This window comes from Modestobacter versicolor (assembly GCF_014195485.1).
GTDB lineage: Bacteria > Actinomycetota > Actinomycetes > Mycobacteriales > Geodermatophilaceae > Modestobacter > Modestobacter versicolor.
Genome location: NZ_JACIBU010000001.1, coordinates 561,904 through 588,057 on the forward strand (window position 1 = coordinate 561,904; position 26,154 = coordinate 588,057).

25 protein-coding genes and 1 pseudogene are annotated in these 26,154 nt (G+C 75.3%); 10 read left to right on the forward strand and 16 right to left on the reverse strand.

From position 1 onward, the window contains the following. Nucleotides 1-8: 8 nt before the first annotated feature. Nucleotides 9-908 carry a helix-turn-helix transcriptional regulator gene (locus tag FHX36_RS02650; protein WP_110551592.1) on the reverse strand — a complete coding sequence of 300 codons (900 nt, stop codon included), beginning with the start codon at nt 906-908 and terminating at the stop codon, nt 9-11. A 137-nt stretch (nt 909-1,045) separates the two neighbouring features. On the opposite strand from FHX36_RS02650, the gene FHX36_RS02655 reads away from it, so the two are divergent. Together FHX36_RS02655 and FHX36_RS02660 are read left to right on the forward strand one after the other, a co-directional pair. Beyond that, a complete protein-coding gene (locus FHX36_RS02655) occupies nt 1,046-2,086 on the forward strand; it encodes an NAD(P)-dependent alcohol dehydrogenase (RefSeq protein ID WP_110551593.1) in 1,041 nt (346 codons plus the stop codon). After that, nucleotides 2,083-3,348 (forward strand): MFS transporter, encoded by a 1,266-nt coding sequence (locus tag FHX36_RS02660; RefSeq protein ID WP_258372643.1) that lies wholly within the window; start codon nt 2,083-2,085, stop codon nt 3,346-3,348. Before FHX36_RS02655 ends, FHX36_RS02660 begins: the two co-directional genes overlap by 4 nt. 36 nt (nt 3,349-3,384) lie before the next feature. On the opposite strand, the pseudogene FHX36_RS02665 reads toward FHX36_RS02660, so the two are convergent. The 3 genes and pseudogenes from FHX36_RS02665 to FHX36_RS02675 form a co-directional block, all read right to left on the reverse strand. Further along, nucleotides 3,385-4,407 (reverse strand): annotated as a pseudogene (locus FHX36_RS02665) (DUF2332 domain-containing protein); the annotation flags it as partial. A gap of 225 nt (nt 4,408-4,632) precedes the next feature. Beyond that, the gene (locus FHX36_RS24105; RefSeq protein ID WP_258373055.1) at nt 4,633-4,983 is read right to left on the reverse strand and encodes a helix-turn-helix domain-containing protein; all 351 of its coding nucleotides are present in this window, start codon (nt 4,981-4,983) and stop codon (nt 4,633-4,635) included. Nucleotides 4,984-5,220: 237 nt separating this feature from the next. Beyond that, complete coding sequence (locus FHX36_RS02675) at nt 5,221-6,195, reverse strand: helix-turn-helix transcriptional regulator (protein ID WP_110554213.1); 975 nt, start codon at nt 6,193-6,195, stop codon at nt 5,221-5,223. A 109-nt stretch (nt 6,196-6,304) separates the two neighbouring features. Here FHX36_RS02675 and FHX36_RS02680 point away from each other — a divergent pair, with 109 nt between their 5' ends. Then, complete coding sequence (locus tag FHX36_RS02680; RefSeq protein ID WP_110554212.1) at nt 6,305-6,736, forward strand: VOC family protein; 432 nt, start codon at nt 6,305-6,307, stop codon at nt 6,734-6,736. Between the two features lie 49 nt (nt 6,737-6,785). On the opposite strand, the gene FHX36_RS02685 is transcribed toward FHX36_RS02680, so the two are convergent. Next, entirely contained in the window at nt 6,786-7,742 is a 957-nt protein-coding gene (locus FHX36_RS02685) for a leucine-rich repeat domain-containing protein (RefSeq protein WP_183513469.1), read from the reverse strand. A gap of 37 nt (nt 7,743-7,779) precedes the next feature. Between FHX36_RS02685 and FHX36_RS02690 the strand changes: the two genes are divergently transcribed. After that, nucleotides 7,780-8,376, forward strand: a complete 597-nt coding sequence (locus FHX36_RS02690; protein ID WP_183513470.1) for a 5-formyltetrahydrofolate cyclo-ligase — start codon at nt 7,780-7,782, stop codon at nt 8,374-8,376. Between the two features lie 2 nt (nt 8,377-8,378). On the opposite strand, the gene folP is transcribed toward FHX36_RS02690, so the two are convergent. From folP to FHX36_RS02745, 11 genes are all read right to left on the reverse strand, one after another. Beyond that, nucleotides 8,379-9,218: a dihydropteroate synthase gene (gene folP, locus FHX36_RS02695; RefSeq protein ID WP_343056557.1), complete on the reverse strand. Its 840-nt coding sequence runs from the start codon at nt 9,216-9,218 to the stop codon at nt 8,379-8,381. Next, complete coding sequence (locus FHX36_RS02700) at nt 9,215-10,546, reverse strand: glutamate ligase domain-containing protein (RefSeq protein WP_183513471.1); 1,332 nt, start codon at nt 10,544-10,546, stop codon at nt 9,215-9,217. Before FHX36_RS02700 ends, folP begins: the two co-directional genes overlap by 4 nt. After that, entirely contained in the window at nt 10,543-11,184 is a 642-nt protein-coding gene (locus tag FHX36_RS02705; protein WP_110552536.1) for a cyclodeaminase/cyclohydrolase family protein, read from the reverse strand. The genes FHX36_RS02700 and FHX36_RS02705 overlap by 4 nt, the downstream gene beginning before the upstream one ends. After that, nucleotides 11,181-12,986: an aminodeoxychorismate synthase component I gene (pabB, locus tag FHX36_RS02710; protein WP_110552535.1), complete on the reverse strand. Its 1,806-nt coding sequence runs from the start codon at nt 12,984-12,986 to the stop codon at nt 11,181-11,183. Before pabB ends, FHX36_RS02705 begins: the two co-directional genes overlap by 4 nt. Continuing rightward, nucleotides 12,986-13,846 (reverse strand): bifunctional methylenetetrahydrofolate dehydrogenase/methenyltetrahydrofolate cyclohydrolase FolD, encoded by an 861-nt coding sequence (folD, locus tag FHX36_RS02715; protein WP_110552534.1) that lies wholly within the window; start codon nt 13,844-13,846, stop codon nt 12,986-12,988. Before folD ends, pabB begins: the two co-directional genes overlap by 1 nt. Nucleotides 13,847-13,897: 51 nt before the next feature. After that, entirely contained in the window at nt 13,898-14,761 is an 864-nt protein-coding gene (locus tag FHX36_RS02720; protein ID WP_110552533.1) for a methylenetetrahydrofolate reductase, read from the reverse strand. A 268-nt stretch (nt 14,762-15,029) separates the two neighbouring features. Next, entirely contained in the window at nt 15,030-16,301 is a 1,272-nt protein-coding gene (locus FHX36_RS02725; protein ID WP_110552532.1) for an ABC transporter substrate-binding protein, read from the reverse strand. Further along, on the reverse strand, nt 16,298-17,449 hold the full coding sequence (locus FHX36_RS02730; RefSeq protein WP_110552531.1) for a branched-chain amino acid ABC transporter permease: 1,152 nt from the start codon (nt 17,447-17,449) through the stop codon (nt 16,298-16,300). Before FHX36_RS02730 ends, FHX36_RS02725 begins: the two co-directional genes overlap by 4 nt. Next, on the reverse strand, nt 17,449-18,339 hold the full coding sequence (locus FHX36_RS02735; RefSeq protein WP_181428782.1) for a branched-chain amino acid ABC transporter permease: 891 nt from the start codon (nt 18,337-18,339) through the stop codon (nt 17,449-17,451). Before FHX36_RS02735 ends, FHX36_RS02730 begins: the two co-directional genes overlap by 1 nt. Beyond that, a complete protein-coding gene (locus FHX36_RS02740) occupies nt 18,336-19,193 on the reverse strand; it encodes an ABC transporter ATP-binding protein (protein WP_110552529.1) in 858 nt (285 codons plus the stop codon). Before FHX36_RS02740 ends, FHX36_RS02735 begins: the two co-directional genes overlap by 4 nt. Further along, nucleotides 19,190-19,954, reverse strand: a complete 765-nt coding sequence (locus tag FHX36_RS02745; protein WP_220035962.1) for an ABC transporter ATP-binding protein — start codon at nt 19,952-19,954, stop codon at nt 19,190-19,192. The genes FHX36_RS02740 and FHX36_RS02745 overlap by 4 nt, the downstream gene beginning before the upstream one ends. Before the next feature lie 242 nt (nt 19,955-20,196). Between FHX36_RS02745 and FHX36_RS02750 the strand changes: the two genes are divergently transcribed. From FHX36_RS02750 to FHX36_RS02775, 6 genes are all read left to right on the forward strand, one after another. Then, entirely contained in the window at nt 20,197-22,032 is a 1,836-nt protein-coding gene (locus tag FHX36_RS02750; RefSeq protein WP_183513472.1) for an acyl-CoA dehydrogenase, read from the forward strand. Between the two features lie 130 nt (nt 22,033-22,162). After that, nucleotides 22,163-23,815, forward strand: a complete 1,653-nt coding sequence (locus FHX36_RS02755) for a sensor histidine kinase (RefSeq protein ID WP_246405391.1) — start codon at nt 22,163-22,165, stop codon at nt 23,813-23,815. Then, nucleotides 23,812-24,474 (forward strand): response regulator, encoded by a 663-nt coding sequence (locus tag FHX36_RS23755; protein WP_110552766.1) that lies wholly within the window; start codon nt 23,812-23,814, stop codon nt 24,472-24,474. The genes FHX36_RS02755 and FHX36_RS23755 overlap by 4 nt, the downstream gene beginning before the upstream one ends. A 160-nt stretch (nt 24,475-24,634) precedes the next feature. Continuing rightward, nucleotides 24,635-24,934 carry a 2Fe-2S iron-sulfur cluster-binding protein gene (locus FHX36_RS22370; RefSeq protein ID WP_220035980.1) on the forward strand — a complete coding sequence of 100 codons (300 nt, stop codon included), beginning with the start codon at nt 24,635-24,637 and terminating at the stop codon, nt 24,932-24,934. A gap of 179 nt (nt 24,935-25,113) precedes the next feature. Then, the gene (locus FHX36_RS02770; protein ID WP_110552768.1) at nt 25,114-25,851 is read left to right on the forward strand and encodes an alpha/beta hydrolase; all 738 of its coding nucleotides are present in this window, start codon (nt 25,114-25,116) and stop codon (nt 25,849-25,851) included. A 1-nt stretch (nt 25,852) separates the two neighbouring features. Further along, entirely contained in the window at nt 25,853-26,131 is a 279-nt protein-coding gene (locus tag FHX36_RS02775; protein WP_110552769.1) for a muconolactone Delta-isomerase family protein, read from the forward strand. Nucleotides 26,132-26,154 lie beyond the last annotated feature (23 nt).

Genomic DNA, 26,154 nt, shown 5'->3' on the forward strand with positions numbered 1-26,154 from the left:
GGCCGGGGTCAGTCGGTGCGGGCGCCCGGGGCGGGACGCGGGGCCTGCACGTCGGCGGTCGCGGCCCAGCTGGCCAGCAGCTTCAGGGCGTCCTCGGACGGCGATCCGGGTTCGGCCGTGTAGATGGTCAGCCGGCGGACCGACGCGTCGTCGCCGGAGAGGTCCAGGGTGCGGTAGGTGAGGTCCAGCGACCCGACGACGGGGTGCTGGAACTGCTTGGCGCCGTTGTGGTGGATGCGCACGTCGTGGGCGGCCCAGCGGACGCGGAACTCCTCGCTGACCGTGGAGAGCTCGCCCACCAGCTCGCGCAGCTGGGCGTCGTGCGGGCGTCGGCCGGCCTCGGTGCGGAGCAGGGCGACGGTGACGCTGGCCGCGCCCGCCCAGTCCGGGTAGAAGTCCCGCGCCCGCGGGTCGAGGAACTGGAACCGGGCGAAGTTCGCCGTCCCGCGCGGGTTGTCGAACAGCGGGGCGTGCAGCGCCCAGCCCAGGCTGTTGGTGGCGACGATGTCCAGCCGGCCGTCGGCGACGAAGGCAGCCGACCCGGTCATCGAGTCCAGCATCCACTGCACCCGCGGCTCGATCGGCGCGCTGCCGCTGCTGCTGCGCCGCTGCGGACCCCGGGGCCGGGCGGCCGCGCGGGCCAGGTCGAACAGGTAGGTGCGCTCGGCCTCGTCCAGCTGCAGCGCCCGGGCGACCGCCTCGAGCACGTCCTCGGAGACGCCGGTGATGTGGCCCTTCTCCAACCGGGTGTACCAGTCGGTGCTGACCCCGGCGAGGACGGCGACCTCCTCCCGCCGCAGCCCGGGCACCCGCCGACGTCCGCCCCCGGGCAGCAGCCCGGCCTGCTCGGGGCTGATCCGCGCGCGACGGGTGGTGAGGAAGTCGCGGATGTCGGAGCGGTTGTCCACGCCCTCGACGCTACGTCGGCCATCCGCCGGAGGGAGGTCGAGCTTCCACCCCCCACAGACCCGCCCTCCCACGCGTGGTCCGCGAGGCGTTCCGTGGTGCCCAGCCCCACCGAGAGACCACGAAGAGGAGCACCACCGTGCAGGTGAACGCCTACGCCGCCCCCGCCGCCGGCCAGCCGCTGGCCCCGACCACCATCGAGCGGCGGGACGTCGGCCCCACCGACGTCCTGATCGAGATCGAGTACGCCGGCATCTGCCACTCCGACATCCACACCGTCAACGGCGACTGGGGGCCGCAGCCCTTCCCGGTCGTGCCCGGCCACGAGATCGTCGGCGTCGTCGCCGAGGTCGGCTCCGAGGTCACCCGGCACCAGGTCGGCGACCGGGTCGGCGTCGGCTGCATGGTGAACTCCTGCGGCGAGTGCGCCAACTGCCGCAACGGCGACGAGCAGTACTGCCTGAACGGCATGGTCGGCACCTACGCCGCGACCGACCGCGACGGCACGACGACCCAGGGCGGCTACTCCACCCACGTGGTGGTGGACGCCGGGTTCGCGCTCCGGGTGCCCGAGGGCCTCGACCCGGCGGCCGCCGCGCCGCTGCTCTGCGCCGGCATCACCACGTGGTCGCCGCTGCGCCGCTGGGGCGCCGGTCCGGGCCGGCGGGTCGCGGTCGTCGGCCTCGGCGGGCTCGGCCACATGGCGGTCAAGCTCGCGCACGCCATGGGCGCCGAGGTGACCGTGCTGTCGCAGTCGCTGAAGAAGCAGGAGGACGGTCTGCGGCTGGGTGCCGACGCCTACTTCGCCACCAGCGACCCGGAGACCTTCACCGAGCTCGCCGGCCGGTTCGACCTGGTCGTCAACACGGTCAGCGCCACCATCGACGTCGACGCGTACCTGTCCCTGCTCGCGGTGGACGGCACCCTGGTGAACGTCGGCGCCCCGGCCGAGCCGCTCAGCCTCAACGCCATGTCGCTGATCAGCGGCCGCCGGTCCTACGCGGGCTCGATGATCGGCGGCATCGCCGCGACCCAGGAGATGCTCGACTTCTGCGCCGAGCACGGGCTGGGCGCCGAGGTCGAGGTGATCTCCGCCGACCGGGTCAACGAGGCCTACGAGCGGGTGCTCGCCTCCGACGTCCGCTACCGCTTCGTCATCGACGCGGCCACCCTCCGGTGACCGCGGGCCGCCTCGCCCCGCCCGACGTCCGCGCCGGGGCACCGCAGCCGGGCCGGGCGCAGGCGGCCCGCCTGCCGTTCGTGGTGTACGTGCTCGCGGTCGGCACGTTCCTCATGCTCACCACCGAGTTCGTCGTCGCCGGGCTGCTGCCCGAGATAGCCGGCGACCTGCGGGTCGGCGTGGCCCAGGCCGGGCTGCTGATCACCGTGTTCGCGGTGGGCATGATCGTCGGCTCACCGGCGATGGCGCTGCTCACCCGGCGGGTGCCCCGGCGGGTGACGCTGGTGCTCGCCCTGGCGGTCTTCGCCGTCGGGCACGTCGTCGTCGCGCTCGGCAGCAGCCTCCCGCTGCTGCTGGGGGCGCGGTTCGTCACCGCCTTCGCCACCGGTGCCTTCTGGTCGGTGGCGTCCGTGGTCGCGACCCGCGCCGCCGGCCCGGCGGCGAGCGCCCGCGCCCTGGGGCTGGTCGGCGCCGGGGGCATGCTCGCCAACGTCGTCGGGGTGCCGCTCGGCGCGTTCGCCGGTCAGCTGTCGGGCTGGCGCGGGCCGTTCTGGGCACTGGCCGCGCTGGCGGTGGCCGCCGTGCCGCTCATCGCCCGGCACGTCCCGCCCGAGGACGGCGACCAGCAGCCGGTGCCGCTGCGGCAGGAGCTGGGCGCGATGCGCTCCGGCCGGCTGTGGCTGGTGCTGGCCGCCTGCGCGACCACGACCGGCGGCGTGCTGTCGGCGTACTCCTACGTCTCCCCGCTGCTCACCGACCGGGCCGGCATCGCGGTCGGCCTCGTCCCGCTCGTCCTGGTCGGCTTCGGCGTCGGGTCCCTGGTCGGCACGATCTGGGGTGGCCGGCTCGGCGACGTCCGGCCGCACACGACGACGGTCGTCGTGCCGGTCCTGACCACGGTCGTGCTGGCGGCGGTCTGGCTGTTCTCCGCCCAGGCCCTGCCCACCGTGCTGCTCGTGGTCCTGCTCGGCCTGCTGGGGCTCAGCGCCAACCCGGTGCTCTCCGCGCTGGCCGTCCGGTTCGCGGGCGTGGCACCCACCCTGGGCGTGGCGATGTCGGTCTCCGCCTACAACCTGGGCACGGCGGCGGGCTCGTGGCTGGCCGGGCACGCGCTCGGCTCCGAGCTGGGGGCCGGCGGCCCGGTCCTGGTCGGCACCGGCATCGCCGCCCTCACCATGGTGCCCGCGGTCGCCCTCGCGGTGGTCCAGCGGCGGGCCGGCTCGCCCGGAGTCGGCGAGCCAGGAGAGCAGCCGGCCGCGTGACCAGCAGCGGCCGACCGCCGCGACGCGCAGCGCCGACCCGGCGGACACCGCCACGCCGATCGTGCTGTGCCCGGAGGCCGGCCGGTCGCCGAGCGTGGGCACCCCCGGCGCGACCCCGACGCCCTCGACCGACACCCACGCCAGCGGCCGTCCGGCCGCCGCCTCCTCCAGGCGGTGCCGGAACCGGAGCCGGGCAGGGGGCGGCAGGCGGGAGAGCGACCAGGTCGTGAGCACCACCGGCAGGGCGTCGGCGGGCACCCGGGCGAGGGCCTCGTGCAGCAGGTCGACGACGTCGCCGCGCACCAGCTGCGGGGGAGCGGCCACCGCCAGCGCGATCTCCGCGTCCAGGCGCGCTGCCTCCTCCGGGCGGCCCGGCCCCAGGCAGCCGCGCAGCCACCGGACGTCGTCCGGGTCGGTGACGTCGAGCGGGTCGCGGCCGACACCGACCCGCGCCACGACCGCGGGCAGGGAACGGTCCGGTACAGGGTGGTCGCCCACGACCGTCGCCGACAGCTGCACCGGTGACGACGGGTCGCCCAGCAGCTGCGCGGTGCCGGAGCCGGTGCGGTAGCCGGTGCCGACGCGGTCCAGGTGCAGCTCGAGCCCGGCCGGCGAGCCGACGCCGACCAGCCCCACCGCGTCCGCGCCCGCCCGGTGGGCCGCCTCGGCGACGGCCGGGTGCAGCACCGCGCAGCGCTGCGACTCGAACGACCGCACCGGCCGGCGGGCGGCGACGGCCACCACCTGACCGGTCTGCCGGGTGAGCGTGCCGATGGCGGCGACGGCTGCGGCGTCGGCGTCCTCCGCGGCGCAGGCCGCGGCGAGCTCCGGCGCGTGCCCGGCGAGGGCCAGCGCGTGCAGCGCGGCGAGGACCGGCTCGGGGCCCCGGGCGCGGGCGGGCGCCGTCCCCAGCGCGCGCAGCGCCTCGGCGGACCCGCTCACGGCGAGGGCGACGCGGGCCCGCAGCGGCGACCTACCGGTGTCGCCCTCGCCGAACCGCCGGTACCGGTCGGCCAGGGTGCGGCCGCGGGTCGCGGGGACGGCGTCTGCTGCGGGCATCCCGCTGATCCTCGCGCACGCGGCGGCCCCCGGCGGCGTCAGCGGCTCGCGGCACTCGGTCCGGGGAGGCGGGACGCACGGCGCGCTCTGCTGCGGCGGATGGCCGGGCCGCACCTCGGCGCCGGAGCGCAGCACGCCGCGCTCGACTCCGTCGGCGGCCTGGAGGAGCGGTCGGGCTTCGGCGACCTCTTCCCTGCCGTGGAGGGGCCGCCGTCCTGGGACGGGTCAGGCGACGTCGGTGCGCGCGCCGGCCAGGTACTGGCGGACGGCCGACTCCGGGACCCGGAAGGACCGGCCGACGCGGACGGCGGCCAGCTCGCCGCCGTGCACGAGGCGGTACACCGTCATCTTGGAGACGCGCATGATCGCGGCGACCTCGACCACGGTGAGGAAGGCGACCGCGGGGCGCGGCGTGGGCCGCTCCATGACCGGGCGGGGGGCCATCGGCTGGGGAGCCGCCGGGCGCATGCCCAGCGGGCGCTGGCCGGCCGGGACGGCGGGCCGGGCGTAGGGGCGCTGGGTCGGGACGGCGGGACGGGCGAGGGCGGGGGCTGCGGTGCGCTGGGGCGTGGTCACGGGAGGTTCCTCTCGAAGGCGGTGGGCGGGGCGCGGGCCCGGCTCGTTCGCCAGGGACGGTGCGCTTCCGTGCTGGTACCGACGGTAACGGCGAGGTCACGACACCGCGAGGACCACGGCAGACGAGGCGGGCCGGACCGCTTCGTCACATGTTGACCGTGCGCCTGGCGTGACCCGTGCGTCGCCGCAGGTGACAGGCTGCGCCGGGCGGCCGCGCCGGAGCACGCCGACCGGCGGTCAACCGGCCGCCGCGTCGGCGAACCGGCGGGCGAGGGTGGCGAAGGCGTCCCGCAGCTGCGGCGGGTCGACGACGTGGACGGCGGTGTCGAAGCGGCCCAGCGTGGCGGCCAGCCCGGTCCAGGACCAGGCGCCCAGGGTGAGCCGGCAGCGGTCCGGGCCGAGCGCCTCCACCACCCCGTCGAGGGCGAACGGGGCGACGTCGGCGGCCGGGAGGTCGAGCTCGACCACACCCCGGCAGGGCCACGCGTCGGCGCCGGTCGATCCCTTGAAGCGGGCGGAGACGAACGCCGCGAGGTCGCCGCCGGGCAGCTCGCGCGGCGTGAAGCGCGGGCCGGTGGGCGTGCGGGGGGTGATCCGGTCGGCCCGGAAGGTCCGCCAGTCGGCGCGGTCGAGGTCCCAGGCGACGAGGTACCAGCGGCCGCCGCGGGTGACCGTGGCGTGCGGCTCGACCCGGCGGGGCGGCGGGAGCTCGCCGGGGACGGCGCCGGCACCGGTCGCGTGGTCGAAGCGCAGCACCTCCCGGGCGCGGACCGCGGCGGTGATCGCGACCAGCACCGCGGGGTCGACGTCCTCGCCGCCGGGGCGGGTCGGCAGCGGGGTGACCTGGACGGCGTCGACGCGGTGCCGCAGCCGGGCCGGCAGCACCTGGCGCACGGTGACCAGGGCGCGGGCCGCCGCCTCGCCGATCCCGGCGCCGCCGGCCGCTGCGGCCTGCAGGGCGACGGCGAGGGCGACCGCCTGCTCGTCGTCGAACAGCAGCGGCGGCAGCTCGGCGCCCGCGGCCAGCCGGTACCCGCCGTCCGGCCCCTTGACCGCCTGCACCGGGTACCCGAGCTCCCGCAGCCGGTCGACGTCCCGCCGCACGGTGCGCGGCGTGACCCCGAGGCGCTCGGCCAGCACGCCGCCCGGCCAGTCGCGGCGTGCCTGCAGCAGCGACAGCAGGGCGAGCAGCCGTGCGGAGGTCCCGGTCACGGGTCTGATGATGCCCGCAGTAGAGGACCGGACCTGTCCGCTTCCCCTGTGAGGGTGAAGCCGGACCGCCGGCGAGGACCGCCGGCGGCACGACACCGAGGAGCCCGGCATGAGCATCACCACCACCACCCACCTGAACTTCCGCGGCCAGGCGCGTGCGGCGCTGGACTTCTACGCGTCCGTGTTCGGCGGGGAGGTCATGGCCTTCACCTTCGCCCAGGGCGGCGACGAGCGGGACACCGCCGACGGCGCGGTGGCCGAGCAGCTGAAGTGGGGCGGGGTGCAGGCACCGAACGGGTTCGCGGTCATGGCCTTCGACGTGCCGCCCGCGCGCCCGTACGACGCCGGCACCGACGCCGTCTACGTCTCGGTGCGCGGCACGGACACCGACGAGGTCACCCGGTACTGGCAGGCGCTGGCCGTCGGCGGCACCGTGCGGGCCGAGCTGGCGCCGGCCGGCTACGCCCCGCTGTACGGCATGGTCACCGACCGCTTCGGCGTGACCTGGGTGCTCGACGTGCTGCCGCCGTACAACGGCTGACCTGCGCCGGGGCGGGGGACCGGGCAGGTCCCCCGCCCGTCAGCGGGGCTCAGGCCAGGCCGTTGACGCTCACGCCGGCGGCGCGCAGCTCCTCGATCCCGGTCAGCCGCGAGGCGTCGGTCTCGTCCAGCCCGAGGTTCACCAGCGACCGCACCGCCACCAGGGGCGTGAGGTCGGTCAGCGGGTTGGCGCCCAGCTGGAGCTCCTGCAGCAGCGGTGCCGCCGCCAGCCCGCGGACGTCGGCGATCTGGTTGCCGAAGACGTCGAGGACCAGCAGCGTCGGGATGGTGCCCAGCGGCGTCGGGTCGACGACGCGGTTGCCGGCCAGCCGCAGGGTGTCCAGCGTGGGCAGCCCGGCCAGCGGCGAGACGTCGCTGATCGCGTTGCCGGAGACGTCCAGCTCGCGCAGCGCGTCGGCGCCGGCCAGCGGCGCGATGTCGGTGAGCGCCGCGCCGGCCACCCCGAGGGCGCCGAGGGTGGTCGTGCCGGCCAGCGGCGTCAGGTCGGTGATCGGGTTCTGCGACAGCCCGAGGTCGAACAGCTCCAGGCCGGCCAGCGGGGACAGGTCGGTGATCGCGTTGCTGGTCAGCGTCAGCGTGCCCAGCCGGGGGAGCGAGGCCAGCGGCGTCAGGTCGGCGATCTCGTTCCGCGGCGCGTCCAGGCTGGTCAGCGCGGTCAGCCGCTCGATGCCCGCCAGCGAGCGGACCGGACCGAGGGCGGAGCCCTGGCCGTCGCAGTGCAGCTCGGTGACCCCGTCGAGCGCGGCGTCGGTGACGGCGGCGGCCGCGTCGGGCAGGCCGGCGGCGGTGGCCACGCAGGCGGCCAGCGCGGCGTCGGCGACGAGCTGGTCGACCGGCCGGCCCGGTGCGCCGGGCTCGCCGCCCGGGGACGCGCCGCACCCGGCGAGCCCGGTGAGCAGCACCAGCACCGCGGCGGCGGCCGCGGGGCGCAGGGTGGGGACGATGGTCGGTACCTCCGGGGTCGGGGGCCAGTGGCCTGCCGCCATCCTGCCAACGGCGCGCCCGCCCACCTAGGCTGCCGTGGTGAGCCATCCCGTCGAGTCCGCCGTCGCCAAGGACGCGCTGCGCGCGGACCTCCTCGCCCGCCGGCTGGCCCGCCCGGCCGAGGAGCGCGCCGCCGCCGCGGAGGCGATCGTGGCTGCCCTGCTCCGCGGGCTGGACGGTGTCGGCACGCTGGCCGCCTTCGTCCCCGAGCCCGACGAGCCCGGCGCCGGCCTCCTGCCGCGCGGCTACGCCCAGCTCGGCGCCCGGGTGCTGCTCCCGGTCGTGCTGCCCACGGGCCGGCTGATGGACTGGGCCGTCGACACCGGTGAGCTGGAGACCGGCCGCTTCGGGCTGCTCCAGCCGGTCGGCCCGCGGCTCGGGCCCGAGGCGATCGGCGCGGCGGACGCCGTCGTCGTGCCCGCGCTCGCGGTCGACGGGCTCGGCTTCCGGCTGGGCCGCGGTGGGGGCTACTACGACCGGGCGCTGGTGCACGCCCGCCCCGACGCCGTGCTGGTCACCGTGGTGTTCGACGACGAGCGGCTCGACGAGCTCCCGCGGGAGGTGCACGACCAGCCGGTGACCGCGGTGGTGACGCCGTCCGCCGGCTGGGTGGACCTGGTGCCCACCCAGCGCTGAGGTCAGGCCGGCAGCAGCGCGCCGGAGCCGACCGCGGCCAGGACGCGGACCGCGTCGGCGCTGCCGGCGACGTCGTGCACGCGCACGCCCCACGCCCCCGCGGCGGCGGCGAGCACCGAGGTGGCGACGGTGGCGCTGTCCCGCTGGTCCGGAGGCCGCGGCCGCCCGTCCGCCGCGGCCAGCACCGCGCCGAGGAACCGCTTCCGCGAGGCGCCGACCAGCACCGGGAAGCCGAGGTCGGTGATCCGGTCCAGGCCGGCCAGCAGGGCGAGGTCGTGCTCGGGGTGCTTGGCGAACCCCAGCCCCGGGTCGACGACGAGCCGCTCGGCCGCCACGCCCGCCGCCATCGCCGCGTCGACCCGCCGGCACAGCTCCCGCCGGACGTCGGCGACCACGTCGTCGTAGCGGGCCTGCGCGTACATGTCGCGGCTCTCCCCCCGGCGGTGCATGAGCACCCAGGGCACGCCGGCCTCGGCGACGACCGGGCCCATGGCGGGGTCGGCGAGACCGCCGCTGACGTCGTTGACCAGCACCGCGCCGGCGGCCACGGCGGCGGCGGCGACCGCCGAGCGGGTGGTGTCGATGCTGACCGCGACGCCGCAGCGGGCCAGCTCGGCCACCACGGGCAGCACCCGCCGCAGCTCCTGCTCGGCCGCCACCCGGTCGGCGCCGGGCCGGGTCGACTCCCCGCCGACGTCGACGTAGTCGGCACCTGCGGCCACCATCGCCAGCCCGTGCGCGACCGCCGCCGCCACGGTGCCGTGGCGGCCGCCGTCGGAGAAGGAGTCCGGCGTGACGTTGAGGACGCCCATCACCACGCACCGGCCGGGGCGGGCGATCACGCGGCGCCCGCCCGCAGCAGCGCGCCGGCCTCACCGGCGGTGACCACGCTGCCGGTGACCAGGACGGCGGTGCCCGGGTCGCCGGCCAGGTCCAGCGCCGCGCGCAGCGCGCGCGGGAGGTCCGCCTCGACGGTCACCCGGTCACCGCCCAGCACGCCGGCGGCGCGGTCGGCGAGGGCAGCGGCGGGCATCCGCCGCGGCGAGGAGTTCTCGGTGACCAGCACCGTGGCGGCGGTGCCGCGCAGGGCGGGCAGCATGCCGTCGACGTCCTTGCCCTCCAGCACGGCCAGCACGACGACGAGGCGCTGCACCGAGGGCAGCTCGCGGACGGCGGCGACGGTGGCGGCCATCCCGGCCGGGTTGTGCGAGGCGTCGACCCACACCCGGGGTGCGGCCCGTACCGTCTCCAGCCGGCCGGGGGACTGCACCCGGGCCAGCACCTCCCGGACGGTCGGCGTCGCCAGCTCGCGGCCCGCGCCGGCCAGGAACGACCCCGCGGCGGCGACCGCGGTCGCCGCGTTGCCGGCCTGGTGCAGGCCGAGCAGCGGCAGGTGCAGGTCGCGGTGCTCGCGCCCGGCCCCCTGCAGGTCGAGCAGCTGGCCGTCGTCGCGCGGGGTGCGGCGCAGCACCGTCGCCGCGAGCCCCGCGTCGACCACCGTGGCGCCCACCTGCCGGGCCCGGTCGAGCAGCACCGCCCGCGCCGCGGCCGGCTGGTCGGCGAGGACCGCCACCGAGCCGGGCTTCACGATGCCCGCCTTCTCCCGGGCGATCGCCGCCACGTCGGGGCCGAGGTACTCGGTGTGGTCCAGCGAGACGGGGGTGACGACGGCGACCCGCCCGTCGGCCACGTTGGTCGCGTCCCAGGTGCCGCCCATGCCGACCTCGAGGACGACGGCGTCCAGGTCGGCGGCGGCGAACGCCTGGAAGGCCATGGCGGTGACCACCTCGAAGAACGAGAGCACGCCGTGCCGGGCCTCCACCTGCTCGAGCGCGGGCTGCAGCGCCTCGTGCGCGGCGGCGAACCGCTCCTCGTCCAGCGGGGCACCGTCGACGACGATGCGCTCGCGCACGGTCTCCAGGTGCGGGCTGGTGCAGCGCCCCACCCGCAGGCCGGAGGCGCGCAGCAGGTCGTCGACGACGCGCGCGGTGGTCGTCTTGCCGTTCGTCCCGGTCAGGTGCACCACCGGGACGGCGTCCTGCGGCCGGCCGAGCGCGTCGGTGAGGGCCCGGATGCGGTCCAGCGAGGGCTCCAGCCGGCTCTCCGGCCAGCGCCGGAGCAGGTCGCGCTCGACGGCCTCGACCGGGCGGAGGGACGGGAGCCCGGTCACCGGGACATCTGCTCGCGCACCGCGACCTCGATCTCGTCGGCCTGCCGGATGAGGTCCTCGACGCCGGCGACGGCCGACCGGAGCTCGGCCACCGCCGCCTCGTCGTCGATCCCGCCGAGGTTCGCCTCCACGGACAGCCGGGCGGTCGTGGCGGCGGCCCGGGCGGCGGCGGTGGCCGCGGCGACGTCGCTGACCAGGTTCGGGTTCGCGACCGGCAGCACCCGCGCCGCCAGCGCCACCAGCTCGGCGGCCGAGCCGAGGACGGCCAGCGGTGGCCGGGTCGCTGCGAGCTGCGCCTCGGACAGCCGGGCGCGCCGGGTCTCCTGCTCGGCCGCGGTGCCGTGCGGCAGCTTCATCGCCGCGGCGACGGCCGAGAACGCCGCCTCGTCGTCGGCCGCGGCGGTGAGGCACCGGTCGCGCTGCGCGTCGGCCGCCGTCACCACCTCGCCCACCAGCTCGGCGTGCTCCTCGTCGGTGCTGAACCGGCCGACCATCGCGACGAGCGACGCCGACAGGGCGGCCTCCACGGCGGCGGTCGCGCCGGCGCCCGGCGCGGCCATCCGGGCGGCCAGCTGGCCGAGGAAGTCACCGAGCGACTGGGAGTCGAGCTCGTCGCGGCCGTCCGGCGGGCCGGTCACGAGGCGGCTCCCGGCGCGCTCTCGACGGCGAGCCCGGGTGCGGTCGTGCCGGGCAGCAGCACCGCCGGGCGCCAGCCGCGCAGCGAGTTGAGCACCGCGACCTCCTCGGCGTCGCGGAGGTCGCCGACGTGCAGGACGCGCTCGTGCAGCCGGCCCAGCCCCAGCAGGCGGACGCGCTCGACCCCGGGCAGGCAGCCGGAGGAGGTGGGCGGCGTCCACCAGGTGCCGCCGATCCGCAGCGCGAGGTTGGCCGTGGTGGTCTCGGTCAGCTCGCCGTGCTGGTTGACCAGCACGACGTCGTCGGCCTCGGGGTGCCGCAGCGCCCGGGTCAGGTAGACGTCACGGCGGGTGGACTTGTGCTGCAGCCACGGGCTGGCGGCGTCCACCGGGTCGTCGTCCAGCGCCAGCCGCACCGGCAGCGGCCCGGCCGGCGGCAGGGCCTGCAGCTCCACCTCGACCTGCCCCGACCGGGACAGCAGGACGCGGACCCGGGCCGGCTCCGCGCGGCCGGCGACGGCCTGCTCCAGCAACGCCAGCACGGCGCCGCGGTCGAACCGGAAGCCGGCCCAGCCGGCCGAGTCGGCCATCCGGTCGAGGTGGCCCTCGACCGTGCGCAGCCCCTCGCCGGGCAGGAAGGCCAGCGTCTCCAGCAGCCGGTGCTCGGTCACGTCGTGGCCCAGCACCGCCGTCTTGGCGCGCAGCTCGGCCCGCTCCGCCGCGGCCACCGACCCCCAGGTGATGCCACCGCCCGCGCCGTAGACGCCCTCGCCGGTGCTGCGGTCGACGACGGCGGTGCGGATGGCGACGTTGAACCTGGCCCGGAACGGCGCCGACGGGGGAGCGACCAGGCCGACGGCGCCGCAGTACACCCCCCGCGGTGTCGGCTCCAGGTCGTCGATCAGCTGCATGGTGCGGCGCTTGGGTGCGCCGGTGACCGACCCGCACGGGAAGAGCGCGCGGAACAGGTCGAGCAGCCCGGTGCCCGGCCGGGTGCGGGCGCTCACCTGCGAGGTCAGCTGCCAGACGGTCGGGTAGCGCTCGAGCGTGAACAGCTCGTCGACCACCACGCTGCCGACCTCGGCGACCCGGCCGAGGTCGTTGCGCAGCAGGTCGACGATCATCAGGTTCTCGGCCTGCTCCTTGCTGCTGGCGCGCAGCCGGCTGCTCTGCTCCCGGTCCTCGGCGGTGGTGCGGCCGCGCGGGGCGGTGCCCTTCATCGGCCGGGTGCGCACCACGTCGCCGGCCCAGTCGAAGAACAGCTCCGGGCTGGCGCTGGCGATGACGTGCCGGCCGAGGTCGAGGTAGACGTTGTGGGCGCCGCGCTGGGCGAGGGCCAGCCGGGCATAGAGCTGCTCGGGGTCGCCGGCGGCGGTGGTGCGCAGCCGGTCGGTGAGGTTGCACTGGTAGGTCTCACCGGCGGCGATGTGCTCGCGGACGGTCTCGACCGCACGGGCGTGCTCGTCGTCGCTCCAGTCCGGCAGCCACGGCCCGGCCGGCGCACCCGCCTCGGCCGGCGGCGTCGGTGGCGCCACCTCCTGGGGCTCCCCGCACAGCCCGAACCACACGAGCGGCAGCTCCCCGGCCGTCGTCGAGCCGCCCGGCAGCAGCGGGTCCAGGCCGGCGGCCGCCTCGTAGGCCACGTAGCCGAAGGCCCAGCTGCCGGCCTCGGTCGCGTCGGAGACCTGCTGCAGCACCCCCGCGACCTCGTCGGGCGTGGTGGCGGTGAGCACCCGCGACGGCGGCGGGCAGCGCAACGACCGACCCGTGCGCAGGTCGTCGAAGCGCGCCCACGGCCCGGTCATCAGCTGGCGCGGCCCTGCTGGACCGTGGCCGCGGTCAGGGTGTTGGCCAGCAGCATGGCGATCGTCATCGGGCCGACCCCGCCGGGCACCGGCGTGATCGCACCGGCCACCTCGGCGACGGCGTCGTACTCGACGTCCCCGTGCAGGCCGTCCTCGCCGCGGTGGATGCCGACGTCGATGACGGTCGCGCCGGGCTTGACCGCGTCGGCGCCGACCAGCCCGGGGATGCCCGCCGCGACGACCAGGACGTCGGCCCGGCGGCAGACCTCGGCCAGGTCGCGGGTGCGCGAGTGGGCGATGGTCACCGTCGCGTTCTGGGCGAGCAGCAGCTGCGCCATCGGCTTGCCGACCAGCACCGAGCGGCCGACCACGACCGCCTCGGCGCCGGACAGCGCGACGTCGTACTCCTCGAGCAGGGTCATCACGCCGGCCGGCGTGCACGGCCGCAGCCCGGGCCGGCCCTGGGCGAGCAGCCCGGCGTTCGCCGTGGTCAGCCCGTCGACGTCCTTCTCCGCCGGGATCCGGGCGATCAGCGCCTCGGAGTCCAGGTGCTCCGGCGTCGGCAGCTGCAGCAGGATGCCGGACACCGCGGGGTCGGCGGCCAGCTCGTCGAGGAGCGCGGCCACGGTCGCCTGGTCGACGTCACCGGGCAGGTGGCGGTGGTGGTCGGCCATGCCCGCGGCGACGCAGAGCCGGCGCTTGTTCCGGACGTAGACCTCCGACGCGGGGTCCTCGCCGATGAGCACCGTGGCCAGCCCCGGAGCGGTCCCGCCCTCGGCCAGCAGCTTCTCGACGCCTCGGGCGACGTCCTCCCGTACCCGTCGTGCGACGGCCGTGCCGTCGATCACCCGTGCGGTCACCGGGTCCTCCTCGGTCGGGCGGGCCGGGCGTGGTGCCCGGCGGTACGGGGGTCAGGCAAGGTCCCTCAGCATCTGCTGGCGCCAGGCCTCGGTGGGTGCCAGGTCGTTGAAGGTGAAGACGTGGAAGCCCTCGAGGTGGTTGTCCGGCTTGCCGATGTGCGGGGCCAGCCCCTTGATGATCTTGTCAGGGCTGTACCCGCCGGGGATGAAGAACCTCCAGAGCAGGTTCTGCTGCTTCTTGAGGAACTTCGCCGACTCGCCGATCCCGAGGCCACCGGAGACCCGCATCAGCTTCTGCCGGTGGACCGCGCCGGGCACGCCCACGTGGATCGGCAGGTCGATGCCACGGTTCTTCAGCTCGCGGGCCCAGGTCAGGATGACCTTCGGGTCGAACACGATCTGAGTCTTGATGTGGTTGGCCAGCGGCGCCTTGTCCTTGAGCGCCTGGAACAGCAGCTCGGCCGGCGCGCTCGGGTGGCCCTCGGGGTGGCCGCCGATGCCGATGTCGGTGAACCCGTGGTCCAGCTCGTGCAGCGCCACCAGCAGCTCGTGGGCGTTCTTGAAGCCGGTGGGCTCGTCGGTCGGGTCGCCGCCCACGACGAACACGTCGGTGATGCCGGCCTCGCGGCAGCGGGCGACGACGTCGGTCAGGTGGGCCCGGTCGCGGACCTGCTGGGCGGACAGGTGCGGGGCGACCGAGTACCCGTGGCCGGCCAGGGCGATCGTCAGGTCGATGGTCGCGTCCTGCCCCTTGGCGGGGGAGGCGGTCACGGTCAGCCGGACGTCCTTGGGGACGTTGTCCAGCACGGCCTGCTCGGTCTTCTTGAACGGGATGACCTCGAACCCGAGGTCGTTGATCGCCCGCTTCAGCGACTCCCGCGTGGCTCCGTCCCGGACGGTCAGCGCGCGCTTCACGTGGTGTCTCCCTCTGCACTGGTCGGGCGAGTTCCCGCCGCGGCGGACGGTCGGCGGCAGCCCGGCGTCGTCCGCCTGACCTCCATGGTGACCTGGACCACCCGGGCCCGGGACGGTGGCATGACGGCACCTGCGGCACCGGATCGGTCGCCGCCCGTAGGTCAATCGTCGCGGTCGCCCCGGCTGCGGCGCCGGGACCGGCCCCGGACGACGGACGCCCGCTCCCCCTGGTGGTCCGGGAGGAGCGGGCGGGTCCGGTCGGTCGAGGTCAGAACAGCGGGTCGGTCTCCTCGGCCTGGTACTGCACGGCGACCGCGCTGAGCCCGTAGGGCGTCGCGGGGTCGTAGGAGTAGATGGTCGTCGACTGGGGGAGCACCCGGTCCTCGGGCTGGCCGAGGGTCAGGTCGCCGTTGAGCCCCTGGAAGTCGATCTTGTCCATCTCGGTCAGGGCCTGGCGCAGCCCCGGGCCGGAGAGGTCGCCGTCCTCGACGGCCTGCTCGAGCAGCGTGGTGACGGCGACGGCCTGGATGTAGCCGTAGACGTGCTGCAGGGTCAGGTCGGTGTCGCCCAGCGACTCCTTGAGGATCCGGATCCCCTCGATGGACTCGTCGCTGAGGTCGGCGCCGGGCCCGGTGAAGAGGACGTTCTCCTGGAGGTACTGCGCGATCGGGGTGCCGGCGAAGGCCGTCGAGTTGGCGATGAACTCGGCGATCCACTGCGGCTTGAAGTCCAGCTGGGTGGCCGCGGCCACCATCGCCGGGGTGTTGTTCACCGCGCCGCTGAAGGCGACGACCTCGCAGCCGGCCTGCTTGAGCTCCTGCATCTGCGCGGTCAGCGCGGTGTCCAGCGGGGCGTACCGCTGCACCGAGGTGACCGTGGTGCCCAGCTGCTCGGTGGCGAAGGTCAGCCCCTCCTCGACCGCGTCGCCCCACTCGCTGTCGTAGCCGAGCTCGCAGTAGACGGCGTCCTTGAGCGAGGGGTCCTGCTCGTTGAGGTAGGCGACCGCGTTGACCACGTTCGTCTGGTACGAGGGGAAGACCGGCAGCAGGGCCGGCTCGTCGCGCAGCTCGGCCGCCTGGTTGCTCGGCACCGCCACCGCCTCGTCGCGGTTGAGGATCGGCACCAGCGCCTTGACCGAGGGCGTGCCGAGGATGCCGGAGAGCATCACGACCTCGTCCTTGATCTGCTGGTAGGCCTGCACCGTCACCTGGGCGTCGTACTGGTTGTCCGCGGTGACCAGCTCGATCTCGTACTCACCGGCGATGCCGCCGTTGGCGTTGACCTCGTCGAACCAGGCCTGCTGGCCGAGCAGCTGCTCGCGCGCCGTGGCCGAGATCGGGCCGCTGAGCGCGACCAGGTTGCCGACCGCGATGGTGCCGGCGTCGGGGTCGAACCCGGGCACGGCGGCCGGCGCGCCGCCGGACCCGGAGTCGTCGCTCCCGCCGGTGGTGCTCTGCGCACCGCACGCCGTCACGGCCAGCGCGGTGCTCAGGATCAGAGCGGGGATCGGCAGGCCGAGCCCCCGGGGACGGTGCCTCATTGCGTGTCCTCTCGGTGGGTGGTGCGGGGAGGTCGGCCGGCGGTGCCGCCGGACGGTCGGACGGCGCGACGGATGCGTCCGAGGGTGGCCACCAGCCCCTTGGGCTCGGCCAGCAGGAAGACGACGATCATCGCGCCGTAGAGGATCAGGCTCAGGTCGGTCGTGGTGAGCCCGGCGTTCCCGCCCTGGGCCATGAACGGCAGGCTGGTGGCGAACTGGTCGACGAACACCGGCACCAGCGTCACGAACACCGCGCCGAGCACCGGGCCCCACAGCGAGGCCAGCCCGCCGATCACGATGATCGCCAGGTACTGCACCGACAGGTCGATGTTGAAGCTGTCGGGGCGGATGTACTCCAGGTTCACCGCGAGCAGCCCGCCGGCGATGCCGCCCAGGGCGGAGGCCAGCACGAAGGCGTTGGTCTGGGTGCGCATCATCCGGACGCCGAGCACCTCGGCGGCGACGTCGTGGTCGCGGACGGCCTGCATGGCCCGGCCGCCGCGGGTGCGCATCACGTTGGCCACGACCAGCAGGACCAGCCCCAGGACCGCCCAGATGAGGATGAACAGCCCCTGCTCGCGGGCGAACACCAGCGTGCCGAGGGTGAGCTCCTCGAAGTCGATCGGCCCCAGGGTGGCCCGGGCCTCGACGATCGTGCCCTCGTTGCCGCCGGTGATCGATCGCAGGTTGCGGGCGACGTAGATGCCGATGAAGACCAGCGCCAGCGAGACGATCATCAGGTACGGCCCGCGCAGCCGGAGGGCGAAGGGCGCAACCGCTGCGCCGACCAGGCCGGCCGCGATGCCCGCTGCCGGCAGCCAGAGGACCATCGGCAGGTCGAGGATGCCGCCCACCCACTGGGCGACGAAGGCCCCGAGCCCGACGAAGAAGGCGTGGCCGAGGGAGAGCTGGCCGGCGTACCCGGTGAGCACGTTCAGCCCGACCGCGGCGATCGCCGCCACCCCGGCGGCGTTGAGGATGCCCAGCCAGTACGTGCTGGTCATGTTCAGCGGCACCGCGATCACCAGCACGATGAAGACCAGCACGCCGATCCGGCCGGCCCGGGAGCCCACCAGCCGCAGCGGTGGCACCGTCCGCTGGGGGGTCGCGAGGGTCGAGCCCGTCGGTGTGGAGACGTCGGTGGCCATCAGATCCGCCTGACCTTCTTGGTCCCGAACAGGCCCTCGGGACGGACGAGCATGACCACGAGCATGAGCAGGTAGGGGACGACCTCGTAGAAGCCGGCGCCGAAGGACTCGGGGACCCGGACGACGGCGAACTGCTGGACGATGCCGACGAACAGGCCGCCCAGGACGGCGCCCAGCGGCGACTCGAGGCCGCCCAGGATGATCACCGGGATCGCGAGCAGCGCGTACTGCTCGAGGCCCGGGCCGAGGCCGGCGCCGGCCGTGGTGGCCAGCATCGTGCCGCCGAAGGCGCCGAGTGCCCCGGCGATGCCCCAGGAGAGCCGGTGGACGGTGCGGTCGCTGACCCCCTGGGCCAGCGCCGCCTCCGGGTCCAGGGCGGTGGCCTGCATGGCCAGGCCGAGCCGGGAGAACCGGAAGAAGGCGCCGAAGGCGGCCAGCAGGACCAGGGTCGAGATGATCACCGCCAGGTCGCGGTGGGTGATGGTCAGGTCGCCCACCCGGAGGACGTCCAGCCCCCACGGGTCACCGAGGTTCTTCTGGTCCGGCCCCCAGATCCCCGCGGCGACCGGGGGGATGATGATCAGCAGGCCGAAGGTGACCAGGATCGGCGTGAAGAGGTTCGCGGTCGCGATCCGGTGCACGATCGTGGCCTCGAGGAGCACCGCCAGCGCGGACACCAGCACGATCGACAGCAGCACCGCCAGGACGAAGGGCAGCCCCCACGTCTGGTGGGCGGTGTAGCTGAGGTAGCCGCCCAGCACGACGAAGCCGCCCTGGGTGAGGTTGAAGACCCCGGTGGACTTCGCCACGACCACGAAGCCGAGCGCCAGCAGCGCCAGCACGCAGCCGAGCGAGATGCCCGAGATCAGGATCTGCAGGTTCGCGGTCACGTGCGTGCTCCGGAGTCGGGACCGGCGTCGGCGGTGGGGGTGTGCAGGCCGGCCGTGGCCCGGTCGACCAGGGCGTCGCCGCTGCCGCCCAGGTAGGCGCGGATGACCCGGGGGTCGGAGACGGCGACGTCGGGGGTGTCGCAGCAGATGACCTCGCCGAAGTCGAGGACGAGCACCCGGTCGGCGACCTTGGTCACCAGCGCCATGTCGTGCTCGATCATCACCACGGTGAGGTCCAGCTCCTGCTTGGCGGCGAGCACCCACCGGGCCAGCTCGTTGGTCTCCTGGCTGTTCATCCCGGCCACCGGCTCGTCGAGGAGCAGCAGCGTGGGCTGCATGGCCAGCGCCCGGGCCAGCTCGATCCGCTTCTTGACGCCGTAGGGCAGGTCGTGGACCACCTCGCCGCTGATCTCGTCCAGGCCCATCAGCTCCAGCAGCGGGAGGCAGTCCCGGCGGGCCTCCTGCTCCTCGCGGCGGGCCCGGCCGAACCACAGGGCGCCGGAGACCAGGCCGGCCTTCATCAGGTGGTGCCGGCCCAGCACCACGTTGTCCAGGACGGTCATCTCCTCGAACAGCGCGAGGTTCTGGAAGGTGCGGGCGATGCCCAGCGCCGCGATCTGCGCCGGCTTGCGGCCCAGCAGCGACCCGCCCTGGAAGGTGACCGACCCCGAGCTGGGGCGGTAGACGCCGTTGAGCACGTTCAGCAGCGAGGTCTTGCCCGCGCCGTTGGGCCCGATGACGGCGAAGAACTCGCCCTGCTGGACCTCGAAGGAGACGTCGCTGATCGCGGTGATGCCACCGAAGGTCAGCCGGAGGTGCTCGGCCTGCAGCAGCGGCTGCCCGGCGGCGGTCACGCCGGGGCCCCGTTGCCGGCCGGTGCGTGCTCGTCCGCGGCCTCGTCGAGCCCCAGGTAGAAGGACTGGATGTCCGGGTCGGCCAGCAGCTCCGACGAGGGACCGTGCTTGGTCACCGCACCGTGGGACAGGATGTAGCCGTGGTCGGAGACGGCCAGCGCCATCATCGCGTTCTGCTCGATCAGCAGGACGCTGGTGCCGGCGTCCCGGATGGTCCCGATCGTCTCCCGGATCTGGTCGACGATGATCGGGGCGAGGCCCAGGGACGGCTCGTCGAGGACCAGCAGCTCCGGCGACTGCATCAGGGCGCGCCCCAGGGCGAGCATCTGCTGCTCGCCGCCGGAGAGGTAGCCGGCCCGCTGGTCCAGCCGCTCCCGCAGCTTGGGGAACAGGTCGAGCACCCGGGTGCGGCTGTCCTTGAGCGCCTGGTCGTTGCGCCGGCTCATCCCGCCGACCGCGAGGTTCTGGTCGACGGTCAGCTCGGCGAAGATCCGGCGCCCCTCCAGCGTCTGGCTCACGCCGGCCCGGACGACCTGGCCCGGCTTGCGGCCCAGCAGCGAGCGCCCGCGCCAGGTGATGTCGCCGCCGACGACCGTGCCGGAGTGGAAGGGGAGCATGCCGGTGACGGCGCGGGCCAGGGTGGTCTTGCCGGCGCCGTTGACGCCCATCAGCGCGACCACCGTGCCGGCCGCCACCTCCAGGTCGACGGACCGCAGTACGGTGATGGCCCGGCCGTAGCGGACGGTGAGGTCCCGGATCACGAGCCCTCCCGACCCAGCTGGCTCCGGTGGCTGACGGTTCACGACCGCGCTCCTCAGGGCTGGGTGCGACCCTCGTTGGCCGACGGCCGAAACGTAGTGACGGGGGCGGGGGCGCACGAGAGTCCTATGACGTGGGTCACTCACCAACTCTCCCGATGGGCCTACGTCATCTGTCCCGGAGCCGGGCGGCCACCGCTCGCTAGCGTCGGGGGACCGACGAGGCAGCGACGAGGTCAGGGGACATGAGCCACTACACCGCCGACCTCCGCGACCTGGAGTTCGACCTGTTCGAGTTCCTGGACTCCCGGGAGCGCTTCGGCACCGGACCGTTCGCGCAGGTGGACGCCGAGACCGCCCGCGGGGTGCTCGCCGAGGTGCGCCGGCTGGCCGAGGGGCCGGTCGCCGCGTCCTACGTCGACGCCGACCGCCACCCGCCGGTGTTCGACCCGGCCACCTCCTCGGTGACGCTGCCCCCGTCGTTCGTGGCCTCGTACCGGGCCTGGCGGGCGGGGGAGTGGTTCCGGCTCGACCTGCCCGAGTCCCTCGGTGGCTTCGGCGCACCGGCGACGCTGCGCTGGGCGGCCACCGAGATGCTGCTGGGCGCCAACCCGGCCCTGGTCATGTACGGCACCGCGACCACGATGAGCACGGTGCTGCACGCGCTGGGCACGCCCGACCAGCAGCGGCTCGGCGAGCTGATGATCGAGCGGGGCTGGGGCGCGACGATGGCGCTCACCGAGCCCGAGGCCGGCTCCGACGTGGGCGCCGGGCGCACCAGGGCGGTGCGGCAGCCCGACGGCTCGTGGCACCTCACCGGCGTGAAGCGGTTCATCACCGGCGCCGAGCACGACCTCAGCGACAACATCGTCCACCTGGTGCTGGCCCGACCCGAGGGCGCCGGGCCGGGCACCAAGGGGCTGTCGCTGTTCGTCGTCCCCAAGGTGCACGTCGACCTGGCCACCGGGGAGCTGGGCGAGCGCAACGGCGTCCACGTCACCGGCGTCGAGAAGAAGATGGGCCTCAAGGTCTCCACCACCTGCGAGCTGAGCTTCGGCGACACCGGCGTGCCGGCGCAGGGCTGGCTGGTGGGGGAGGTGCACGACGGCATCGCGCAGATGTTCAAGGTCATCGAGTACGCCCGGATGGTGGTCGGGGCCAAGGCCGTGGCCACGCTGTCGGCCGGGTACCAGGTCGCGCTGGCCCACGCCAAGGAGCGGGTGCAGGGCGCCGACCTGACCGCGACGACGAAGGACGCCCCGCGCGTCACGATCACCCGGCACCCCGACGTCCGCCGCTCGCTGATGCTGCAGAAGGCCTACACCGAGGGCATGCGCGCGCTGTACCTGTACACCGCGAGCCTGCGCGACCAGGTGTCGGCGGCGGGGGAGGACGACGGGGAGGCGGCGGCGCTCGCCGAGCGGGTGAACGACCTGCTGCTGCCGGTCGTGAAGGGCTTCTGCTCCGAGCGGGCCAGCCAGCTGCTGACGGCGGAGACGCTGCAGACCCTGGGCGGCTCCGGCTACCTGCAGGACCACCCGGTCGAGCAGTACGTGCGCGACTCCAAGATCGACACCCTCTACGAGGGGACGACGGCGATCCAGGGCCAGGACCTCTTCTTCCGCAAGATCGTCCGGGACGGCGGGGTGGCCCTGGGCTGGCTGGTCGGCCAGGTCGGCGCGACGGCCGCGCCGCGCACCGGGCCGGACGCCCTCGCGGTCGAGCGGCGCCGGCTCGCCACGGGCCTCGCCGACCTGCAGGGCACGGTGGCCGCGCTGTTCGGCTTCCTGGCCGACGCGGAGCAGGACCGCACGGCGCTCTACCGGATCGGGCAGCACACCACGCGGCTGCTGCTGGCCACCGGCGACCTGCTCACCGGCTGGCTCCTGGTGCGCCAGGCCGAGGTCGCGCTGGCCGCGCTGGCCGGCGAGGTCCCCGAGGCCGACCGGTCCTTCTACGAGGGGAAGCTGGCGGCGGCGCACTTCTTCACCGGCGAGGTGCTGCCCCGGCTCGCGGCCGACCGGGTCGTGGTCGAGAGCACCGACGACTCGCTCATGGCGGCGCCCGAGCGCGTGCTCTGACCCCGCCGGTGGTGGCCCGCGGCCCCGGCCGGTGACGCGACCGGGCGCCCGCTCCTTAGGGTGGGCCCGGCAGCTGCGCCGCCCGCCGGGCGCGCACGCGTGCCACGATCTCCCCAGGGTGGCCGGGGCCATGGCCACGACCGCGGCGACGATGCCGTGCTGGAAGGTGGGTCCGGTGGAGGCATCAGGAGGAACGGCGGTCGGCACGCGGACCGCTGCGGTCACGGCGGCCGACGACGTCGTGCGGCACGCCCCCGACGGCCTGGCCGTCATCGACGCCGACGCGCGCTTCGTCGAGGCGAACCCGGCCGCCGTGCTGCTGTGCGGCCTGGACCCGGAGCGGGTCGCGGGTGCGCCCTCGCCGTTCGCCGCCCCCGACGAGGCGGCCGCCGCCGGCCGGTCCGGTGAGCTGACCGTGGCCTGGGAGCCGGTGGCCGGCCAGCGGCGCGAGTTCGCCTACGTGCTCTCCCCGGTCCCCGGCCAGCGCCGGTGGATCGTGTCCTTCCGCGACGTCACGCTGAGCCGGCTCCGCGAGCGGCGGCTCGCCGCGATCGCCAAGGCCGCCTCCAGCGTCGCGTCCAAGCGCTCGCTGGTCGGCACCCTGGAGGCGCTGGCCCACGAGGTGGCGCGCACGGACTCGCTGGCCGGCGTCCAGGTGATGACGGTCAACTCGACCGGCAACCGGCTGCACGTCGTCGGCGCCTCCGGGTTCGGGCGGCACGCCGACTTCTTCGACAAGCTGATGGAGTGCCGGGCGCTCGGCGCCCGGCTGATGATGCTCGAGGCGCTGGAGACCCGGCAGCCGATCGTGGCGCCCAGCCGCTACGAGGCCGTCATGCGCGACCCGGCGTGGGCGCCGCTCAAGGAGCTCATGCGCCACCCCCGGTGGGACTGGTTCGTCAGCGTCCCGCTCCTCGCCGGCGGCGAGCCGGTCGGCATCCTGAACGCCTTCTTCGCCCCCGGCCAGGTCGTCGGGGACACCGAGCTGGAGTTCCTGCTGGCGATGGCCGAGCAGGCCGCGATGGCCGTCGACCACGCCGCACTGCTGGAGTGGGAGCGCGACGTCGCCCGGCGCGAGGAGCGCCAGAAGCTGGCCCGGGACCTGCACGACTCGGTGGTCCAGCAGGTGTTCTCGATGATGATGCAGGCCCGGTCGCTGGGGGTGCTGGTGGCCCGCGGGCTGCCGCCCACGCCCGAGAAGCTGGCCCAGGTGGCCGACGACCTGAGCAGCAGCGCCCAGGACGTGCTGGTGGACCTGCGCGGCATGGTGGTCGAGCTGCGGCCCGCGGCCGCCACGGCCGGGGGGCTCGCCGCGGCGCTGCGCTCGCTGGTCGACAGCACCGCCGCGCGCACCGGCATGACCGTCTCGCTGGACGTCGTCGACCAGGCCGACGAGCTGGCCGCGCTGGACGCCGCCCTGCTGGAGGACGTCTACCGGGTGGTGGCCGAGGCGCTGCACAACAGCGTCAAGCACGCCGAGGCCGACCAGATCCACGTCCGGCTGGCGGTGACCGCCCACGGGCGGCGCCGGCGGCTGGTCGCCGAGGTCACCGACGACGGCCGGGGGATGGGCGCCTCGAGCGACGCCGCCCGCACCGCGGACTGCGCCTCGAGCGGGTTCGGCATGACGGTGATGCGCGAGCGCGCCGCCCGCTGGGGCGGCGCCGTCCGGGTGCGGCAGCCGGCCGCCGGTGGCACCAGCGTGCTGCTGAGCCTGCCGCTGCCGACCTCGCTCCCGGCCACCCCGGCCAGCCCGCCGACCCACGAGGAGAACGCACCGTGACCGCACCGGACCCGATCCGGGTCCTCGTCGTCGACGACCACGCGGTGGTCCGCCGGGGCGTGGTCGCCTACCTGGAGGCCCTCGCCGACGTCGAGGTGGCCGACGAGGCCGGCGACGGGCAGGAGGCGCTGGACCGGCTCGCCCGGGCGTCCGCGCACGGCGAGCTGCCCGACGTCGTCCTGATGGACCTGCAGATGCCCGGGATGGACGGGGTCACCGCGACCGCGGAGGTGCTGCGCCGGTTCCCGCAGCTGAAGGTGGTCATCCTGACCAGCTTCGGGGAGACCGAGCGGGTGCACGCGGCCCTGGCCGGCGGGGCCTCCGGGTACCTGCTCAAGGACGCCGGCCCGGCCGAGGTCGACGCCGCGCTGCGGGCCGCGGTCCGCGACGAGGTCTTCCTCGACGCGGCCGTCACCCGGCGGCTCACCCAGGAGATCCGGGCGCCGCGCACCGGGATCGGCGTGCTCACCGCCCGGGAGAAGGAGGTGCTCGTGCTGGTCGCGGAGGGCCGGTCCAACAAGGACATCGCCGAGCACCTGGTGATCAGCGAGCGGACGGCGCGCACCCACGTCAGCCACCTGCTGGCCAAGATGGGGCTCACCTCCCGGACGCAGGCTGCCCTGCTGGCGGTCAAGGAGGGCCTGGTCCAGCCGCGCTGACGCCGGGTGCCGTCATTTGTCGCGCCCGCCGCGCGACAGCGGCGCGCACCCGGACCGTCAAGCGGGCGATCCGCCGACCTCCCCGGCTCCCTACCGTGGCTCTCGGCAGGGCATCCGGCGACCTCGTCGCGGGCCCGACCGCTCGCTGGAGGGAGGCCCCGTGACCGCCGCTCCCGAGCCTGCCGCCGCCCTCGCCACGGTGCACGTCGTCTGCGCGGCCGCCGGCATCTCCCTCGCCGTCCCGCCGGGCGTCTCGGTGCTGGAGTGCGTGCGGGCGGCCGGGCTCGAGGTGCCGGCCCCGTGCGCCGACGGCCGCTGCGGGGAGTGCGAGACGCGGGTCCTCGAGGGCACGCCCGAGCACCGCGACGGCGTGCTGACCGCCGAGGAGCGCGCCTTCGGGGAGACGATGATGATCTGCGTCTCCCGGTCGGTGACGCCGCAGCTGGTGCTCGACCTCTGACCGGCACCCGACCCGGACGGGTGGGCCGCCACGACGGATGACGTAGCCGGCTCCTGCCGCGGCGGTGGCCACGTCGTGACATCGGGCCGATCCCGTCCGCCGTCGCCGTGCCTAGCGTGGGGCGGGAGGATCCCCCTGCGTCCGCCCGGACGCCGACGTCCCCCCGAGGAGGCCTGAGCATGACCGCGTTCGTCCTCGTGCACGGGGCGTGGCACGGCGGGTGGTGCTGGGACCGGGTCGCCTCCCGGTTGCGCGCCGCCGGCCACGAGGTGCACGCGCCGACGCTCACCGGCCTCTCGGAGCGGGCGCACCTGCTCACCCCGCTCGTCGGCCTGGAGACGCACGTCGAGGACGTCGTCCGGCTGGTCGACGTGCTCGGCCTCACCGACGTGGTGCTGGTCGGGCACAGCTACGCCGGGCAGGTCGTGACCGCCGTCGCCGACCGCCGCCCCGGGGCGATCGCGCAGCGGGTGTACCTCGACGCCTTCGTCGGGGCCGACGGCGAGGCCGCGCGCGACCTGCTGCCGGAGACCGTCGAGCACCACTGGGCCGAGTCCGCGGCCGAGCAGGGCTTCGGCTGGCTGGTGCCGGTGCGCAAGCTCTCCGTGCTGGGCGTCACCGAGCAGGCCGACGTCGACTGGCTCACCCCCAAGCTCACCCCGCACCCGTGGAAGACCTACACCGACCGGCTGCGGCTGACCGGCGCCGTCGACGACGTCCCCGCGGCGTTCGTCGAGTGCGTCAGCTGGATGCGCGTCTTCGCCGGCCAGGCCGACCGCGCCCGGGCGCACGGCTGGCCGGTGCACGAGCTCGAGACCGGGCACGAGGCGATGGTCACCGCCCCCGAGGAGCTGGCCCGGGTGCTGGCCGGGATCGCCGACCGGCTGCCGGTGCCGTCGCTGCAGGAGGAGAGCTGAGATGGAGTTCCTGGTCCGGTCGGAGAACCGGCTGCCGGTCGACACCCCCGCCGAACGCCGGGAGGAGCTGCGGGCGGGGGAGCGGGCCCGGGCGATGGAGCTGCGCGCCGACGGCGTGCTGAAGCGGCTGTGGCGGGTTCCCGGCCGCAACGCCACCATCGGTCTCTACGAGGCCGCGGACCCGGCCGCGCTGCACGACGCACTGATGTCCCTGCCGATGGCCCCGTGGCTCGACGTCCACGTGGAGGCGCTCGCCACCCATCCCCAGGAGCGGACATGACCCACCAGCTCGCCACCGCACCG

Bases quoted from the DNA above. Each gene is read 5' to 3' on its own strand.
- FHX36_RS02680 (WP_110554212.1), top strand. From the start codon at position 6,305: ATGAGCATCACCACCACCACCCACCTGAACTTCCGCGGCCAGGCGCGT.
- FHX36_RS02685 (WP_183513469.1), bottom strand. From the start codon at position 7,742: ATGGCGGCAGGCCACTGGCCCCCGACCCCGGAGGTACCGACCATCGTC.
- pabB (WP_110552535.1), bottom strand. From the start codon at position 12,986: ATGACCGGGCCGTGGGCGCGCTTCGACGACCTGCGCACGGGTCGGTCG.
- FHX36_RS02725 (WP_110552532.1), bottom strand. From the start codon at position 16,301: ATGAGGCACCGTCCCCGGGGGCTCGGCCTGCCGATCCCCGCTCTGATC.
- FHX36_RS02730 (WP_110552531.1), bottom strand. From the start codon at position 17,449: ATGGCCACCGACGTCTCCACACCGACGGGCTCGACCCTCGCGACCCCC.
- FHX36_RS02750 (WP_183513472.1), top strand. From the start codon at position 20,197: ATGAGCCACTACACCGCCGACCTCCGCGACCTGGAGTTCGACCTGTTC.
- FHX36_RS02755 (WP_246405391.1), top strand. From the start codon at position 22,163: ATGGCCACGACCGCGGCGACGATGCCGTGCTGGAAGGTGGGTCCGGTG.
- FHX36_RS02770 (WP_110552768.1), top strand. From the start codon at position 25,114: ATGACCGCGTTCGTCCTCGTGCACGGGGCGTGGCACGGCGGGTGGTGC.
- FHX36_RS02775 (WP_110552769.1), top strand. From the start codon at position 25,853: ATGGAGTTCCTGGTCCGGTCGGAGAACCGGCTGCCGGTCGACACCCCC.